At 45.5% G+C, this 13,701-nt stretch carries 12 protein-coding genes; 4 read left to right on the top strand and 8 right to left on the bottom strand.

What is annotated here, in order from left to right:
• The first annotated feature begins 219 nt into the window (after nucleotides 1-219).
• Nucleotides 220-699, top strand: a complete 480-nt coding sequence (locus tag L1076_RS02360; protein WP_005388254.1) for a Dps family protein — start codon at nucleotides 220-222, stop codon at nucleotides 697-699.
• Nucleotides 700-807: 108 nt separating this feature from the next.
• Here the strand turns inward: L1076_RS02360 and L1076_RS02355 are convergent, their stop codons facing one another.
• Nucleotides 808-1,422, bottom strand: a complete 615-nt coding sequence (locus tag L1076_RS02355; protein WP_237303064.1) for an HAD family hydrolase — start codon at nucleotides 1,420-1,422, stop codon at nucleotides 808-810.
• A gap of 124 nt (nucleotides 1,423-1,546) precedes the next feature.
• On the opposite strand from L1076_RS02355, the gene L1076_RS02350 reads away from it, so the two are divergent.
• Complete coding sequence (locus L1076_RS02350; protein WP_237303063.1) at nucleotides 1,547-2,542, top strand: S66 peptidase family protein; 996 nt, start codon at nucleotides 1,547-1,549, stop codon at nucleotides 2,540-2,542.
• A gap of 28 nt (nucleotides 2,543-2,570) precedes the next feature.
• Here L1076_RS02350 and L1076_RS02345 read toward each other — a convergent pair whose 3' ends face one another.
• The 4 genes from L1076_RS02345 to L1076_RS02330 all read right to left on the bottom strand — a co-directional run bounded on the left by L1076_RS02345 (nucleotide 2,571) and on the right by L1076_RS02330 (nucleotide 6,089).
• A complete protein-coding gene (locus tag L1076_RS02345; protein WP_237303062.1) occupies nucleotides 2,571-3,647 on the bottom strand; it encodes a PQQ-dependent sugar dehydrogenase in 1,077 nt (358 codons plus the stop codon).
• Between the two features lie 149 nt (nucleotides 3,648-3,796).
• A complete protein-coding gene (yiaY, locus tag L1076_RS02340) occupies nucleotides 3,797-4,945 on the bottom strand; it encodes an L-threonine dehydrogenase (protein ID WP_005442614.1) in 1,149 nt (382 codons plus the stop codon).
• Between the two features lie 334 nt (nucleotides 4,946-5,279).
• Nucleotides 5,280-5,930: an isoprenoid biosynthesis glyoxalase ElbB gene (elbB, locus tag L1076_RS02335; protein WP_005442612.1), complete on the bottom strand. Its 651-nt coding sequence runs from the start codon at nucleotides 5,928-5,930 to the stop codon at nucleotides 5,280-5,282.
• A 12-nt stretch (nucleotides 5,931-5,942) separates the two neighbouring features.
• Nucleotides 5,943-6,089 carry a hypothetical protein gene (locus L1076_RS02330; RefSeq protein ID WP_005453721.1) on the bottom strand — a complete coding sequence of 49 codons (147 nt, stop codon included), beginning with the start codon at nucleotides 6,087-6,089 and terminating at the stop codon, nucleotides 5,943-5,945.
• A gap of 129 nt (nucleotides 6,090-6,218) precedes the next feature.
• On the opposite strand from L1076_RS02330, the gene yddG reads away from it, so the two are divergent.
• Entirely contained in the window at nucleotides 6,219-7,121 is a 903-nt protein-coding gene (yddG, locus tag L1076_RS02325; protein WP_237303061.1) for an aromatic amino acid DMT transporter YddG, read from the top strand.
• A gap of 1,639 nt (nucleotides 7,122-8,760) precedes the next feature.
• Here the strand turns inward: yddG and L1076_RS02320 are convergent.
• Together L1076_RS02320 and L1076_RS02315 are read right to left on the bottom strand one after the other, a co-directional pair.
• A complete protein-coding gene (locus L1076_RS02320; RefSeq protein ID WP_237303060.1) occupies nucleotides 8,761-9,654 on the bottom strand; it encodes a cation diffusion facilitator family transporter in 894 nt (297 codons plus the stop codon).
• Between the two features lie 175 nt (nucleotides 9,655-9,829).
• A complete protein-coding gene (locus L1076_RS02315; RefSeq protein ID WP_104047846.1) occupies nucleotides 9,830-10,708 on the bottom strand; it encodes a LysR family transcriptional regulator in 879 nt (292 codons plus the stop codon).
• A gap of 172 nt (nucleotides 10,709-10,880) precedes the next feature.
• On the opposite strand from L1076_RS02315, the gene L1076_RS02310 reads away from it, so the two are divergent.
• Entirely contained in the window at nucleotides 10,881-11,456 is a 576-nt protein-coding gene (locus tag L1076_RS02310) for a methyltransferase domain-containing protein (RefSeq protein ID WP_042605292.1), read from the top strand.
• A 63-nt stretch (nucleotides 11,457-11,519) separates the two neighbouring features.
• Here L1076_RS02310 and L1076_RS02305 read toward each other — a convergent pair whose 3' ends face one another.
• Nucleotides 11,520-13,490, bottom strand: coding sequence for an acetoacetate--CoA ligase (locus tag L1076_RS02305; RefSeq protein ID WP_237303059.1), 1,971 nt, complete (start codon nucleotides 13,488-13,490; stop codon nucleotides 11,520-11,522).
• Nucleotides 13,491-13,701: the final 211 nt, after the last annotated feature.

The raw sequence follows: 13,701 nt of genomic DNA, 5'->3' as shown, positions 1-13,701 counted from the left end.
TGGGGCTTTTTGTTGGATGATACGCCGATATTCGTCTACTTGCTCATTGGATTTGGCTATTTAAATCATAGCTAAAACCAAATTTTCTTCACCGAGCCGGAGTCGTAATATGACTCCATCGGCAGCAAATACTGCAAAAGAATTTTTAAACTTTATACCAATCCCGGTAAGAGAATCGTTCGTTACTACGATTGGTATCATCCTTCTAGGAGCAAGATTATGAACAAACAAGTAAGCCTAATTGGTCTAGACAGCGAACAATCAGCACAACTAGCTCAACAGCTAAATCAACTGCTAGCGCATTACCAAGTGTTGTACATGAACTCTCGCGGTTACCACTGGAACATTAAAGGTGCGCAATTCTTCGAACTGCACGTAAAATTTGAAGAGATCTACACTGATCTACAAACAAAAATCGATGAGCTTGCAGAGCGTATTCTAACTTTGGGTCATACGCCAGCGCACGCATTCAGCAACTACTTGGAAGCAAGTGAAATTAAAGAACATCAAAACGCGACTTCTGGTGAGGAGTGTGTACAAGGTCTGGTTCAAGGCTTTAGCGTTCTACTTCTAAAACAGCGTGAGATTCTACAAAACGCGGGTGAAGCAGATGACGAAGGTACAGCGGCATTGATGGGTGACTACATCCGTGAGCAAGAAAAATTAATGTGGATGCTTAACGCTTACCTACAAGGCTAAGCAGCGCATCACCCAAGTAGTCTTTGGGAATGCATGAAACAATCGGGAATAAGTCATAAGGGGCACGTTGGTGCCCCTTTTTTTGTTTGCGTATTTTATATGTGTGCTTTATTTGCGTGGTAAGGATTCGAAACGGCTCAATAAATCACTGAGTTCATTAAGCGCCAATGAGGCTGAATCATTGAAGGTTTCTTGATTACCGTGATGAACAAGGCAAGAGGGCATCTGCGCGTTATACGCTGCCTGCAAGTCGTAAAGGTAATCGCCGACATAAAGCACTTCGTCTGGCATCAAACGCCACTCTTTCGCTAATACCTGCAGAGACAAAGGGTCTGGCTTGGGCGGGAAGCATTCACGAGTGATGACTCGTTCCACTGAGATTTGGTTGTGTTCTAGTTTGCGCTGCGTGGCGATTTGGCAGTTGCGCGTCACGATAGCGGTTTTGATTTCATTTTGATGCAAGTGAGCGAGCAGTTCATGGCAGCCAATCATTGGGGCAGACTGCTCAGCATCAGAAATCTCGTAATCAAATATAACGTTATGAGCGTGCTCTCGATGGTGAGGGTGCTCAAGTGTCTCGACAAAATCCAATAGGTCTTCACTCTGCGGACAGCCAAGCTGTCGTCGCAATTCGCCGAAGTTCATATCAGAACTCACCAAGGTGTTGTCTAAATCAAACACCACGGCTTTAATTTTATCGAGCTGTAAAGGGAATGGAATCATAATGACCTCGTACAACTTAACCGAACTATCGTTTTAAAAAACAAAAGGTTATTGTTAAGTTTAGATTCTTCTGCTTAGTTTGTACGAAAATAAATCAACCATGTATCACAAAACAAGGACGCGCATGATCATTCCTAAACCATTACAAAAAGGCGACACCATCGGCTTTTTCTCGCCATCCTCTCCAGCCACGGTATTTACGCCAGCGCGTTTTGAACGTGCCAAAGCGTATGTGGAATCCCATGGTTACCAGCTAAAAGCAGGTAGCTTAACGGGCAAAACTGACCAATATCGCTCGGGTTCGATTCAAGAGCGAGTAGAAGAATTGAATACGCTGATTCGTGATCCTGAAGTGCGCTGTATTATGTCGACCATTGGCGGTTACAACAGTAACTCATTGCTGCCTTACATTGATTACGAGGCATTGAAGAAAGATCCCAAGATCATTGTTGGCTATTCGGATGTGACGGCTCTACTCATGGGCATTTATGCACAAACCGGCATCGTTACTTTCTATGGTCCCGCTTTAGTGGCATCTCTGGGTGAATTCCCGCCACTGGTGGACGAGACCTTCGCTTCGTTTGAGTCGATTGTGAATACGTTAGATGGATTGGCGCATCAATACACAATGCCTCAAGGTTGGACAGATGAATGGATAGAGTGGGGCGAGCAAGACCGCGCAAAGCACACGCTAGCGAACCAGTGGCACTTTAAAGGCGAAGGCAAGATCACCGGACGCTTGATTGGCGGCAACCTCAATACCATGACAGGCATCTGGGCAAGCAAGTTTATGCCGAGTATCGAACAAGGCGATATTTTGCTGGTGGAAGATTGCTTGCAGGGTATTGAAACGGTCGAACGCTCTTTTGCGCTGCTCAAGCTTTCTGGCGTGTTTGAAAAAGTCAGTGCAGTTGTTCTTGGCAAGCATGAAAAGTTTAACGATAAAGGCACAGGTCGTGCACCTATAGACGTGTTACTAGAAGTACTTAACGGTCAACCACTGCCAATTTTGTATGACTTTGATAGCTGTCATACCCACCCAATGCTTACCGTTCCATTGGGCTCGACCATGACGCTCGATTTTGACAATGAAACGGTGGCAGTGAGTTTAAAGAGCTAGCTTTTTTTGACTCGTTCGTCAGAGAAAACTATTTATCCTCAAGACGAAAGATTTTGCCGCTGTCGGTAGAAAAGTAGATATAACCATCGGGGCTGATGGTTATATCTCTTACTCGCTCACCAAGATTCTCCATCAATCTTTTTGATTCGGTGAGCTTGCCATTATCAATAGAGACCACGTTGATGTGCGCCAGCTTCAATGCGCCGGCGAGGATTTTTCCGTCCAACTCTGGGTATTTATCGCCACGGTACAAGATCATATTGCTGGGTGCGATAGAAGGAATGTATACCAACTTTGGATCTTCCATTCCCGGCAACGACTTAGCTTCTCCGACGTCCAACGGTCCCCAATATTCTTTGCCATGAGATACTTTTGCCCAGCCGTAGTTCGCGCCTCTCTTGATTAGATTAATTTCATCGCCGCCGCGTGGTCCATGCTCAATTGACCACAGCTGTTTTGTTGCTTCATCGTAAAACATACCTTGTGGGTTGCGGTGCCCGTAACTCCATATCTCAGGACGAGCTTCGGAAGGTTTGAATGGGTTGTCTTGCGGAACCGAACCATCAAGGTTGAGACGAAGAATACTGCCAGCATGGGTTTGAGTGTTTTGCCCATTATCACGTTCGCCACGGTCACCGATTGAGAAGTAAACTTTGTCGTCAACAAATGAAATTCGACTGCCGTAGTGACGCCCTGTGTCGGTGATGGCATCAGCAACAAAGAGATCTTTCCAACCTACAAGCTGATTGTTTTGCAATTGCGCCGTCGCTAACGCCACCGTATTGCCTTTGCTCGTACGCTTGCTGTAGGTAAAGAAGAGTTGCGGGTTTTGCTTATCGGCATTCGGTGCGAGCGCAACATCCAATAAGCCGGCTTGTCCATTGGTGTTCACATCGGGAACGTTAAACAGCTTTTGAGGTTTGCCTGTAGTGATATCCAGCAGCGAAACCGTACCGTTCTTTTCATTGACGATAACGCGTTGGTTATCTAAGAACTCGATCCCCCAAGGGATCTGAAATCCATTCGCCACTTCGTTAGCGCGGTATTCGGCAGCGTTGGCAGAAAAGGATAAACAAGCGAGTAGGGCAGCAGCAATCGTTCTCATGGTTTCTTCCAATATGAATCGTATTAATGCTTAAAAGCTAACACTAAAAGAGAACGTTTTGCAGAGCATGGATTGTATAAGAATGTAAAAAATCCCCGATACGAGATCGGGGATTGAATTAAGGCTAGAGAATTGTTTATGTAGCGAGATTACATCGCTTCTTCGAAGATCTTAGAGATTTCTTCGTGAGTTGCTTGTTTAGGGTTAGTGAAACCACAAGCGTCTTTCAGTGCGTTGTCTGCTAGTGTTGGGATGTCTTCTAGTTTCGCACCAAGCTCTTTAATACCTGCTGGGATACCCACATCTTTCGCTAGAGTAACGATAGCGTCGATTGCTGCCGCTGCACCTGCTTCAGCAGACATGCCTTCTACGTTTACGCCCATTGCTTTCGCTACATCACGTAGACGCTCAGGACATACTTGCGCGTTGTAGCGCTGTACGTGAGGTAGAAGAATCGCGTTACAAACACCGTGTGGAAGGTCGTAGAAACCACCTAGCTGGTGTGCCATTGCGTGTACGTAACCTAGAGACGCGTTGTTGAACGCCATACCCGCCATGAACTGTGCATATGCCATTTGTTCACGAGCTTCTAGATCTTCACCGTTTTTCACTGCTGTGCGTAGGTACGCTTGGATAAGCTCAATCGCTTTGATTGCTACCGCATCAGTGATTGGTGTTGCCGCGATAGATACGTAAGCTTCAATTGCGTGAGTTAGGGCATCCATACCTGTTGCCGCAGTTAGCGAAGCAGGTTTAGCTAGCATTAGCTCTGGATCGTTTACAGAGATAAGCGGTGTTGTGTGCTTATCAACGATAGCCATCTTGATGTGACGCTCTTCGTCAGTGATGATGCAGAAACGCGTCATTTCAGATGCAGTACCCGCAGTCGTGTTGATTGCGATAAGTGGCATCATTGGTTTTGCAGATTGGTCTACGCCTTCGTAATCTGCGATTTTGCCGCCGTTAGAAGCAACAAGCGCGATACCTTTCGCACAGTCGTGTGGTGAACCACCGCCAAGAGAGATAACGAAGTCACATTCGTTATCAGTAAGAAGTGCCAAGCCGTCGTTAACGTTGCTGATAGTAGGGTTTGGTTGAGTGCCATCGAACACAACAGTTGCTACGTCGCGTTCTGTTAGTAGATCTTGAACCTGCTTTACTACACCGATTTGGTTAAGAATCTTATCCGTAACAATCAAACCTTTTTTAAAGCCTTGAGATTGGATGCTGTCTGCTGCGTCTTTCAGACAACCAGCGCCCATTAGGTTTACGGTAGGGATAAAAAATGCACTTGTCATATTGGATTGCTCCGTCGTTATTTTTAATAATCTTTCTTAATCTGTCATTTACTCTTGCATACCCCGTTCTTGGTTTAGATTGATCTAGGACAAGTTTAACCCCTTAGGGGTATCTTGAGGGCTGAAAGTGTGATGGCAGTCTTGTTGCACAGTGAGATAGTGCAACACCTACTTAACGTAGCTGAAATATCTCATTTATCACGCAAACGATTGGCAAAAATGACAAGATTCGTACGGTTTATCTCTCAATTCGACTAAAGTATAAAAAATCCCCATTAATATGCAGTTTATCAATGGGGATTCGTATGGTGTGTTTTAAGCAAACGTTTTCGATTTAGGCGATTTTAACTAACTTATCTACTAGTTTTTCAATGCCTGATGCGGCTTGGGAGATATTCTCCGCTAACATATAAGCTGGTGTTGAAAGCACGTTGTGTTTTTCATCGAAATGGATTTCATCCACCTGACAATTGACGTGCTCACCCCCCATATGACCGAATGCTGCTGCAGTGGCTTCATCATTACCAATGGTGCCTTTTACACCTTGATCATAAATCATCGGGATAATGGTTGGTGCGATGCATAAATACCCTGCAGGTTTGCCCGCTTGAGCGAATGCACGACACGCTTGGGCAACGTGAGTATTAATCGAACACTCTGCGCCTGAGACGGCGAAGTCGGTTAAGTTTTTCGCGGCACCAAATCCACCTGGAAGTAGTAGGGCATCGTATTCATCAACGTTAAGCTTGGCGACATCGTCAATGTTTCCGCGTGCGATACGAGCTGATTCGATCAATACGTTGCGTGTTTCATCCATTTCGTCACCAGTTAGGTGGTTGATGACGTGGAGTTGGTCAATGTTAGGTGCAAAGCAGTGCCAAGTTGCACCTGCTTTCTCGATGGCGTAGAGCGCCAATACGGCTTCGTGGATCTCAGAACCGTCGTAAACGCCTGAACCACTTAAAATGACTGCGACTTTTTTCATGATTGGATTCCTTTACTCTGAACGTTCCTTAGATTGTTCTTCACTATCTAGACCATGCGTTTCCGAATGTGTTTCAACGTTTTCACTTTCGTCGTCTTCCTCATAGTAGCGCACAACAAAAGGTGTCAGCATGACACTCGAAGGCAGAAAATGTTTCATATCGACTCCAACCGCTTAATAGAGTGGTTTTTATACCGATTTTGGAAAAAGAGTACGTTGAAGCGGATCATTTTTGAGTTAAGCTGCAGTTTCCTTTGGCATTCATGAGCAGTAGGTCACATAGATAACATGCAATCCTATCAGTTTCGTTTCACCCTTTATGGTTGTATCGCCATTCTCTCTTGGAGCTGTTTGTTAGGCATCGCAAGATTGGTCACAGAAAGTTTGGGACCCGTGGGCGGATCAGTCATGCTGTATTCTCTGAGCTCCATTTTTCTGTTGATTGTGGTTGGCATCCCAAAACTGTCGTACTTCTCACCCAAGTATTTGGTTCTGGGTGGGGCGATGTTTGTTTGCTACGAGATCTTCCTGGCGTTGGCATTGGGCTACTCCAATTCTCGTTCTCAGGCGATTGAAGTTTCGATCGTCAATTATCTATGGCCGGCACTAACCGTTTTGTTTGCGGTATTGGGCAGTAACAAAAAGCCAAACTGGCTACTGTACCCGGCAGTTATGTTGGCATTCATTGGTGTCGCTTGGACGGTCAGTGGTGATAGCGGCTTATCACCGACGCAGTTAATGGCGAACATCAGTAGCAATCCGATTGTTTACTTCATGGCATTTGCAGGCGCAGTCATCTGGGCTGTGTATTGCAATCTGACTCAAAGACAACAATCGAAGCACAACGCGATTACTTTGTTCTTTATCGCGACAGCCATCTCTTTGTGGATCAAATACGCCTTTACTGATGAGCCGCCAATGGCATTCAGTTGGGAAGCGATGGGGTACTTAGTGGCTTCTGCAGCTTTAATGGCGGGTGGTTACGGATTATGGAATATCGCGATTGTTGGCGGCAATATGGTGTTTCTCGCAACCTTGTCTTACTTTACGCCGATTTTCTCTGCTCTGTTTTCTTCTATTATTCTAGGCGTCACTTTAAGCCACAGCTTTTGGCAAGGCGTCGTAATGGTAACGGTTGGTTCGCTGATGTGTTGGCTGGTCACTAAAGAGAAGCGCGAAGCGGCTGGATAAGTTTTCTGTAGGAGAGGGCAAGTTCACAAGCCACAGTTCAATGTACCAACCCCTCCTAACCTCCTCTTGTATTTGGCATCCAAGCTCTCAACACTCCGAGCCAAAGGGGAGGGACTGTTCCTGCATCCGAGAATAAATCAATTGCTCACTATGAGCATTCTCCGGAGCAGTAGAAGAGCGGCTAGCTGAAGTTAGCAAAGAATAGCTCTCCCCCTTAATCGCCGTATTCAAATGCGAAGCAACTCAAGTCGATAAAGGGGGAGTTGGAGGGGGTTGTGAGTGCATAAGTCCCAGTTCAATGTACCAATCCCTCCTAACCTCCATTTGTGTAGGCATCTAAGCTCTCAACACCCCGAGTCAAAGGGGAGGGACTGGTTCTACATCCGAGGTTAGTCTAGTGCGCACTATTAGCATTCGCAGGGTCAGTAGAGGAGTGGCGATCTTAAGTTAGCAAAGAATAACTCTCCTCCTTTATCGCTGTATTCAAATGCGAAGCAACTCAAGTCGATAAAGGGGGAGTTGGAGGGGGTTGTGAGTGCATAAGTCCCAGTTCAATGTACCAATCCCTCCTAACCTCCCCTTGTATTTGGCATCTAAGCTCTCAACACCCCGAGTCAAAGGGGAGGGACTGGTTCTACATCCGAGGTTAGTCTAGTGCGCACTATTAGCATTCGCAGGATCAGTAGAAGAGTGGCGATCTTAAGTTAGCAAAGAATAGCTCTCCCCCTTTATCGCTACATTCAAATGCGAAGCAATTTCAGTCAATAAAAAGGGAGAGCTGGTGGGGGCAAGTTCACAAGTCACAGTTCAATGCACCAATCCCTCCTAACCTCCACTTGTGTAGGCATCTAAGCTCTCAACACTCCAAGTTAAAGGAGAGGGACTGGTTCTACATCCGAGGTTAGTCCATTGTGCACTGTTAGCATTCGCAGGGTCAGTAGAGGAGTGGCGATCTTAAGTTAGCAAAGAATAGCCCTCCCCCTTAATCGCCGTATTCAAATGCGAAGCAACTCAAGTCAATAAAAGGGGGAGTTGGAGGGGGTTGTAAGTGCATAAGCCATAGTTCAATGTTCCAACCCCTCTTAACCTCCCCTTGTATTTGGCACCTGAGCTCTCAACACCCCGAGTTAAAGGGGAGGGACTGGTCTCGCATCCAAGATCAATCCATCGCTCATTGTTAGCATTCGCAGGATCACTATAAGAGTGGCGATCTTAAGTTAGCAAAGAATAGCTCTCCTCCTTGAACGCCGCATCCAAACACGAAGCAATTTCAGTCAATAAAAGGGAGAGCTGGTGGGGGGCAAGTTCACAAACCACAGTTCAATGTACCAACCCCTCCTAACCTCCCCTTGTATTTGGCATCTAAGCTCTCAACACCCCGAGTCAAAGGGGAGGGACTGGTTCTACATCCGAGGTTAGTCTAGTGCGCACTATTAGCATTCGCAGGATCAGTAGAAGAGTGGCGAGCTTAAGTTAGCAAAGAATAGCCCTCCCCCTTAATCGCCGTATTCAAATGCGAAGCAACTCAAGTCGATAAAGGGGGAGTTGGAGGGGGTTGTAAGTGCATCAATCGAAGAAATAAAAAAGCTCCCAAGATTGGGAGCTTTTCTTTTGAGTTCTAATGATTCTTGGTGGCGATCTAATACGCGACGTTCAATTGTAATTGAAGCTTGAATCTGTGCTTCGATAGTCGCTTAGTAAGTTGCTTACGAGTGTGTTCTAGCGTATCAAGCTCTAGTGTGTCGTCATCCACATGTACGTCCACATTCACTCGCAATTCTTGACCAACTTTCGTTACGCCAGCCAGTTTCAATTGGTGCTCAGTCACTTTTTCAATCTCAAGAACGTCTTTACCAACGCTCTGACATAGTTCTTTGCTAGGTGTCATCATTAGCAGTTCACGTAGGGCACCAACTAGCATATCAAATGGTACTTTAAGGAAATAGAAGCCCATCAATAGCATCATCATTGGGTCTGCATAGACGGCGTAGTGGGCGTATGGTGTTAATGATACTAACCAAGCAGCGATAAAACCTGCTGTAACAGCAACACTTAAAAGCGTATCCATTTGCCATTGTTTTTTCTCAGCTTCGATTAAACCTGACGAGAAGCGACGGCTTTTCTTCGCCATAAACCACCAAGCGTAACCACAACCAACCACATTAACGACACCGAAGATAGTTGCAATAGAAGCATCAACCTCTCGGCCGCCTGACATCAGCGCGGTTACCGCTGAGAACAACGAGAAAGCAACCACAATTAGAATAACCGCTGCTTTGATAGCGATAACGATAGGTTCAAGTACAGCCTTGCCGAAAGGAAAAATAGATTTTGATGGCTTGCTGATGTAGTAAGAAGCTGCCAGTGACAATAAAGTTAACAGCAGACTGACCAGAGAATAAACACCGTCAAATACGATGACGATCGACCCAACAAGCAAGCCAAGTACCATCCCACCGACTGCAAACCCAGAAGCTAAAAGGGCTGAGAAGGTTAAGATTCGGTTTTCGTTTTTGCTTGTCCTGTCACACATAAAATATGCCTTTTATTTCTACACCCTTACATTGTTCTCTTCTGGGCGAATTTAAGCAAATTAAAACTGCGTGACATTTAATCGATATGAGATGGTTCTTTGGTGGTTTTCTTATTATTCAGTGAGTTATGTTTACTTCTTTCTGTCAATATATTTGACGCTCAGTGAAATATGTTTAGAAGTCGAATAAATACTCGCTTAATTTATCAGCCAGCCAACTCATTGCAGGGTGCTCTGTTTGCCCGTTTGGCACAAACATACAGTAGTCCTCTTGCGTCAAACCATAGGTGTGTTTGATCACTGCAAGTTTCTGATGTCTCAAATAATGTCGGATCAAAGGCTCTGGCAATACACCCCATGCGTCTTCTTCCAAAATGGTGTTTAGCATGTAGTCAAAACTGGAAAAACCAATGTATCGAGTAGAAAAGGGGTGGAGTTCCGGGTTGTCTTTTTCATTCAAGTACACCATCAAAGCTTGCATTTGGTTACGCAGGTCTTCATCGGTTACGCGGCGCATTTTACTCAGTTGGTGATCAAAGCCACAGACCGACATCATTCGAATTTTGCCTAATGGATTGTAGACAATATGCGGATCGTCGACACGTTCGTAGTCCACACCAAATGCAAAGTCGACTTGTTGTGTACTGACTAAATTTGAAAGGTCACCACTGGACGCCAATATTAAGTTGAAGGTGGTTGAGGGGAAGCGATTATTGAGTGTGTGAGATAGCTCTTGCCATAATTCATCAGGAAGGGAGTCATCACGTGCGACCCAAACTTCTGCGTTGAACCCTTCAGACACTAGAGCGCAGGTTTTCTTGATACGTTGAGCTGTAACAAGCAGGTTTTCGCAATCTTTATAAATCGCCTTTCCTGCTTCAGAGAGCATGAGTTGATTGCCCGTGCGAAGGAATAACTCAACATCTAAGTCTTTTTCAAGCGCCTTAATCGACATGCTGAGTTTGGTTCGATTGCAGTCTAATTGGCGTGCCGCCTCTGAGACGGAACCACACTCGGCAATGGTACAAAAAGCTTCAACTTGAGCTAAGTTCATGATTAGACGAGACCTAAAGTGAAATGGTAATAACGCGCAGTACGTTGGAATTGACTTTCTAATGGTAAGAAAGATTATCGAAAAAAACACGGATTCGCCAGATAAGTCTATGGTGTTTTAACGTTTTTGCGGTAATCTATGGGGGTTACAAGAAGTGAACATGGAGGCCACGATGGCACAAGATTGGGACGGCTTAGCAAAGAATTGGGAATCAAACCCAGCAACAGAACAATTTGCTCAGTCGGTGTTTGCACAGTTACAACAGCTTACTCAGCTTGATGGCATTAAAGTATTGGATTTTGGATGTGGGACTGGGCAGTTAAGCCAGCTGTTGTCACCATCCGCTAAAGACATTGTGGCATTGGACGCGTCCGAAGCTATGATCGAAGAGCTCGATAAGAAAGAACTTGTAAACGTTGAACCGGTAGTGGATGTGTTAACCCGTGGTTTGGTTGCTCAACATCCAGCGTTTCGTAATCAGTTTGATCTTGTAGTGGCATCTTCTGTGCTTGCATTCATTGATGATTTTGAAACCGCATTAAAGATTTCGCATTCATTACTCAATAAAGGTGGCTATTTTGTTCACTTCGATTGGGTTGCAGATTCAGCGAAAGAGGGCTTCACTCTAGCGAAATCAGAGAATGCACTTATCAAAGCAGGCTTTGCTGAGGTAGAAACGAAGAAGGTCTTCGAAATCACATCAGACGGGCACACAATGTCAGTATTAATGGGCGTAGGTCGCCGTTAATCTCCGATAAAGAACATAAGAAAAGCGAGCAATCTAGCTCGCTTTTTTGTTTCATTCGATTCGCTAGACAAAAGTGAGTTGTCGAATTTCTTCTAAAACGTCTGGATTCGCAATCGCACCTAAGTTCTCGACTTCCTTGCCATTTATGACTTGTTTGACTGCAAGTTCCACCAACTTCCCTGAGCGTGTTTTAGGGATGTCGCTGATGGCGAAGATTTGGCTTGGCACGTGCCTTGGCGAGCAGGACGTTTTGAGGCGCGACTTAATCTCTGCTACTAACCTGTCATCTAAAGTGACACCCGAAGCGGTCTGCACAAACAGCCAAATTTGTTCGTTTCGCTCGATCTCTTTACCAACGGCAATGGAATCGACGATACCTTCTATGGCGTTTACCTGCTGATAAATCTCCGCTGTGCCGATGCGCACACCGCCAGGATTCAACAATGCATCGCTACGACCGTAGAAAACAAATCCACCTTTGGCGCTGCGTTCGACATCGTCACCGTGATGCCAGATATCATCGAACTTGTCCCAGTAAGCGTTGTGGTAGCGTTCCCCTGTATCGTTCCAAAAGCCGACAGGAAAGTTGGGCATGGAGTTGGTGCAGACGAGCTCACCACGTTGTTCACTCACGCTTTGACCTTGCGAGTTGAACACTTGAACATCAATACCCAAACCAGCGTACTGACATTCACCACGATAAACAGGCGAGATAGGGTTGCCTAATACAAAGCAGGCACAGATGTCTGTTCCGCCTGAAATAGAAGCCAAGTGCAGATCTTGCTTGATGTGTTGATACACGTAATCAAACTGCTCTGGATAAAGCACTGAGCCCGTAGAGCACAGGGTTCTCAAAGCTGGGAGTGAGTAATCTTTGATAGGTGACAATCCGGTTTTTTCTATCGCCTCTAGGTACTTAGCGGCAGTACCAAAGAGACCTACCTCTGCTCGCTGGGCTAAATCCCACAATACATCAGGCGTTGGGTAAACCGGGCTGCCATCGAAAATCACCAAGCACGCGCCACTCGCTAGAGCAGATACGTGCCAGTTCCACATCATCCACCCACAAGTTGTGTAATAAAAGACGCGATCTTTAAGCTGAATGTCTGAATGAAGTTGGTGCTCTTTAAGATGATTAAGAATCGTACCGCCAACAGAATGCACGATGCACTTAGGCTTGCCAGTTGTGCCGGAGGAATAAAGCACAAACAGCGGGCTATTGAATTCCACGCGAGTGTAATGCAACGGAGCAGGGGAATACTGATTAATGATGTTTTGCCAATCGTGAGTACAAACATCGCATTCGAACACATGTGGTTTGAGGTAACCGATCTGGCACACTTGTTTCAGTCCATCAAGATGATCCGCGATGTGATGGTTCTTCTCTGACATATCGAAAGTTTTGCCGTTGAAGGTATAACCATCGCAGGTGAAGAGAACCCTTGGCTTCACTTGCCCGAAGCGCTCAATAACGCTTTCTACCCCAAAATCAGGGGAGGTAGACGTCCAAGTTGCTCCTAAGCTGGTGGTGGCTAGCATTGCAATAACGGTTTGTGGCATATGTGGTAAATAACCTGCAACCACATCGCCTTGCTTGATGCCACATTCGACTAACCACTGCTGAACGCTCGAGACCTCATCACACAGCTGTTTCCATGTGTAAGTCTGTTTGTCACCTTTTTCGTTTTCAAACCAAATCGCTAACTCATTGGCTTGTTGCTCTGCCAAACTAAGCAGGTTCTCTGCGTAGTTAACTTGAGCTTGAGGGAACCACACGGCATCTCGATTTTGCATTGGTGATTGCCAACGGCTTTCACCTTGTGCTTTTACGGTATCGCCTTGCGTGCCAATTAGGTCGCAAAATTGCCAAACCTCTTTCCAGAAATGCTCGTTATGCTCCAAAGACCATTGGTGCAAATCAGAGTAGTTTTTGAGCTCGAACCCCTGCCGATTAATGTGCTCGATAAACTGCGTGATATTGGCTTGCTCGATTCGATCTTCCGTCGGCTGCCAGACTTTGTTGCTCTCGCGCATAGCTCCCTCTATAACAAAGTTTTAACGTTTTCAGTCTGAGGTGAACCAGAAATAAAGTCAAACTCGTTGGAGAAACTGGCTCCTTATGTATATCAATGTGTTAGGTGTTAATGTAAAGAAAATGTTACACTTAAATTTTGAGTGGAAAATGGTCAGGGGATTGGAAGGACAAAAGAGTGTAGATAGGCTTAATGTAAAGGATTTGTTAACG

The organism is Vibrio sp. MMG023, from assembly GCF_021654215.1.
Lineage (GTDB): Bacteria > Pseudomonadota > Gammaproteobacteria > Enterobacterales > Vibrionaceae > Vibrio > Vibrio jasicida.
This window is presented reverse-complemented; position numbering and strand designations above follow the sequence as displayed.

Bases quoted from the DNA above. Each gene is read 5' to 3' on its own strand.
- L1076_RS02360 (WP_005388254.1), top strand. From the start codon at position 220: ATGAACAAACAAGTAAGCCTAATTGGTCTAGACAGCGAACAATCAGCA.
- L1076_RS02355 (WP_237303064.1), bottom strand. From the start codon at position 1,422: ATGATTCCATTCCCTTTACAGCTCGATAAAATTAAAGCCGTGGTGTTT.
- L1076_RS02350 (WP_237303063.1), top strand. From the start codon at position 1,547: ATGATCATTCCTAAACCATTACAAAAAGGCGACACCATCGGCTTTTTC.
- L1076_RS02345 (WP_237303062.1), bottom strand. From the start codon at position 3,647: ATGAGAACGATTGCTGCTGCCCTACTCGCTTGTTTATCCTTTTCTGCC.
- yiaY (WP_005442614.1), bottom strand. From the start codon at position 4,945: ATGACAAGTGCATTTTTTATCCCTACCGTAAACCTAATGGGCGCTGGT.
- elbB (WP_005442612.1), bottom strand. From the start codon at position 5,930: ATGAAAAAAGTCGCAGTCATTTTAAGTGGTTCAGGCGTTTACGACGGT.
- L1076_RS02330 (WP_005453721.1), bottom strand. From the start codon at position 6,089: ATGAAACATTTTCTGCCTTCGAGTGTCATGCTGACACCTTTTGTTGTG.
- yddG (WP_237303061.1), top strand. From the start codon at position 6,219: ATGCAATCCTATCAGTTTCGTTTCACCCTTTATGGTTGTATCGCCATT.
- L1076_RS02320 (WP_237303060.1), bottom strand. From the start codon at position 9,654: ATGTGTGACAGGACAAGCAAAAACGAAAACCGAATCTTAACCTTCTCA.
- L1076_RS02315 (WP_104047846.1), bottom strand. From the start codon at position 10,708: ATGAACTTAGCTCAAGTTGAAGCTTTTTGTACCATTGCCGAGTGTGGT.
- L1076_RS02310 (WP_042605292.1), top strand. From the start codon at position 10,881: ATGGCACAAGATTGGGACGGCTTAGCAAAGAATTGGGAATCAAACCCA.
- L1076_RS02305 (WP_237303059.1), bottom strand. From the start codon at position 13,490: ATGCGCGAGAGCAACAAAGTCTGGCAGCCGACGGAAGATCGAATCGAG.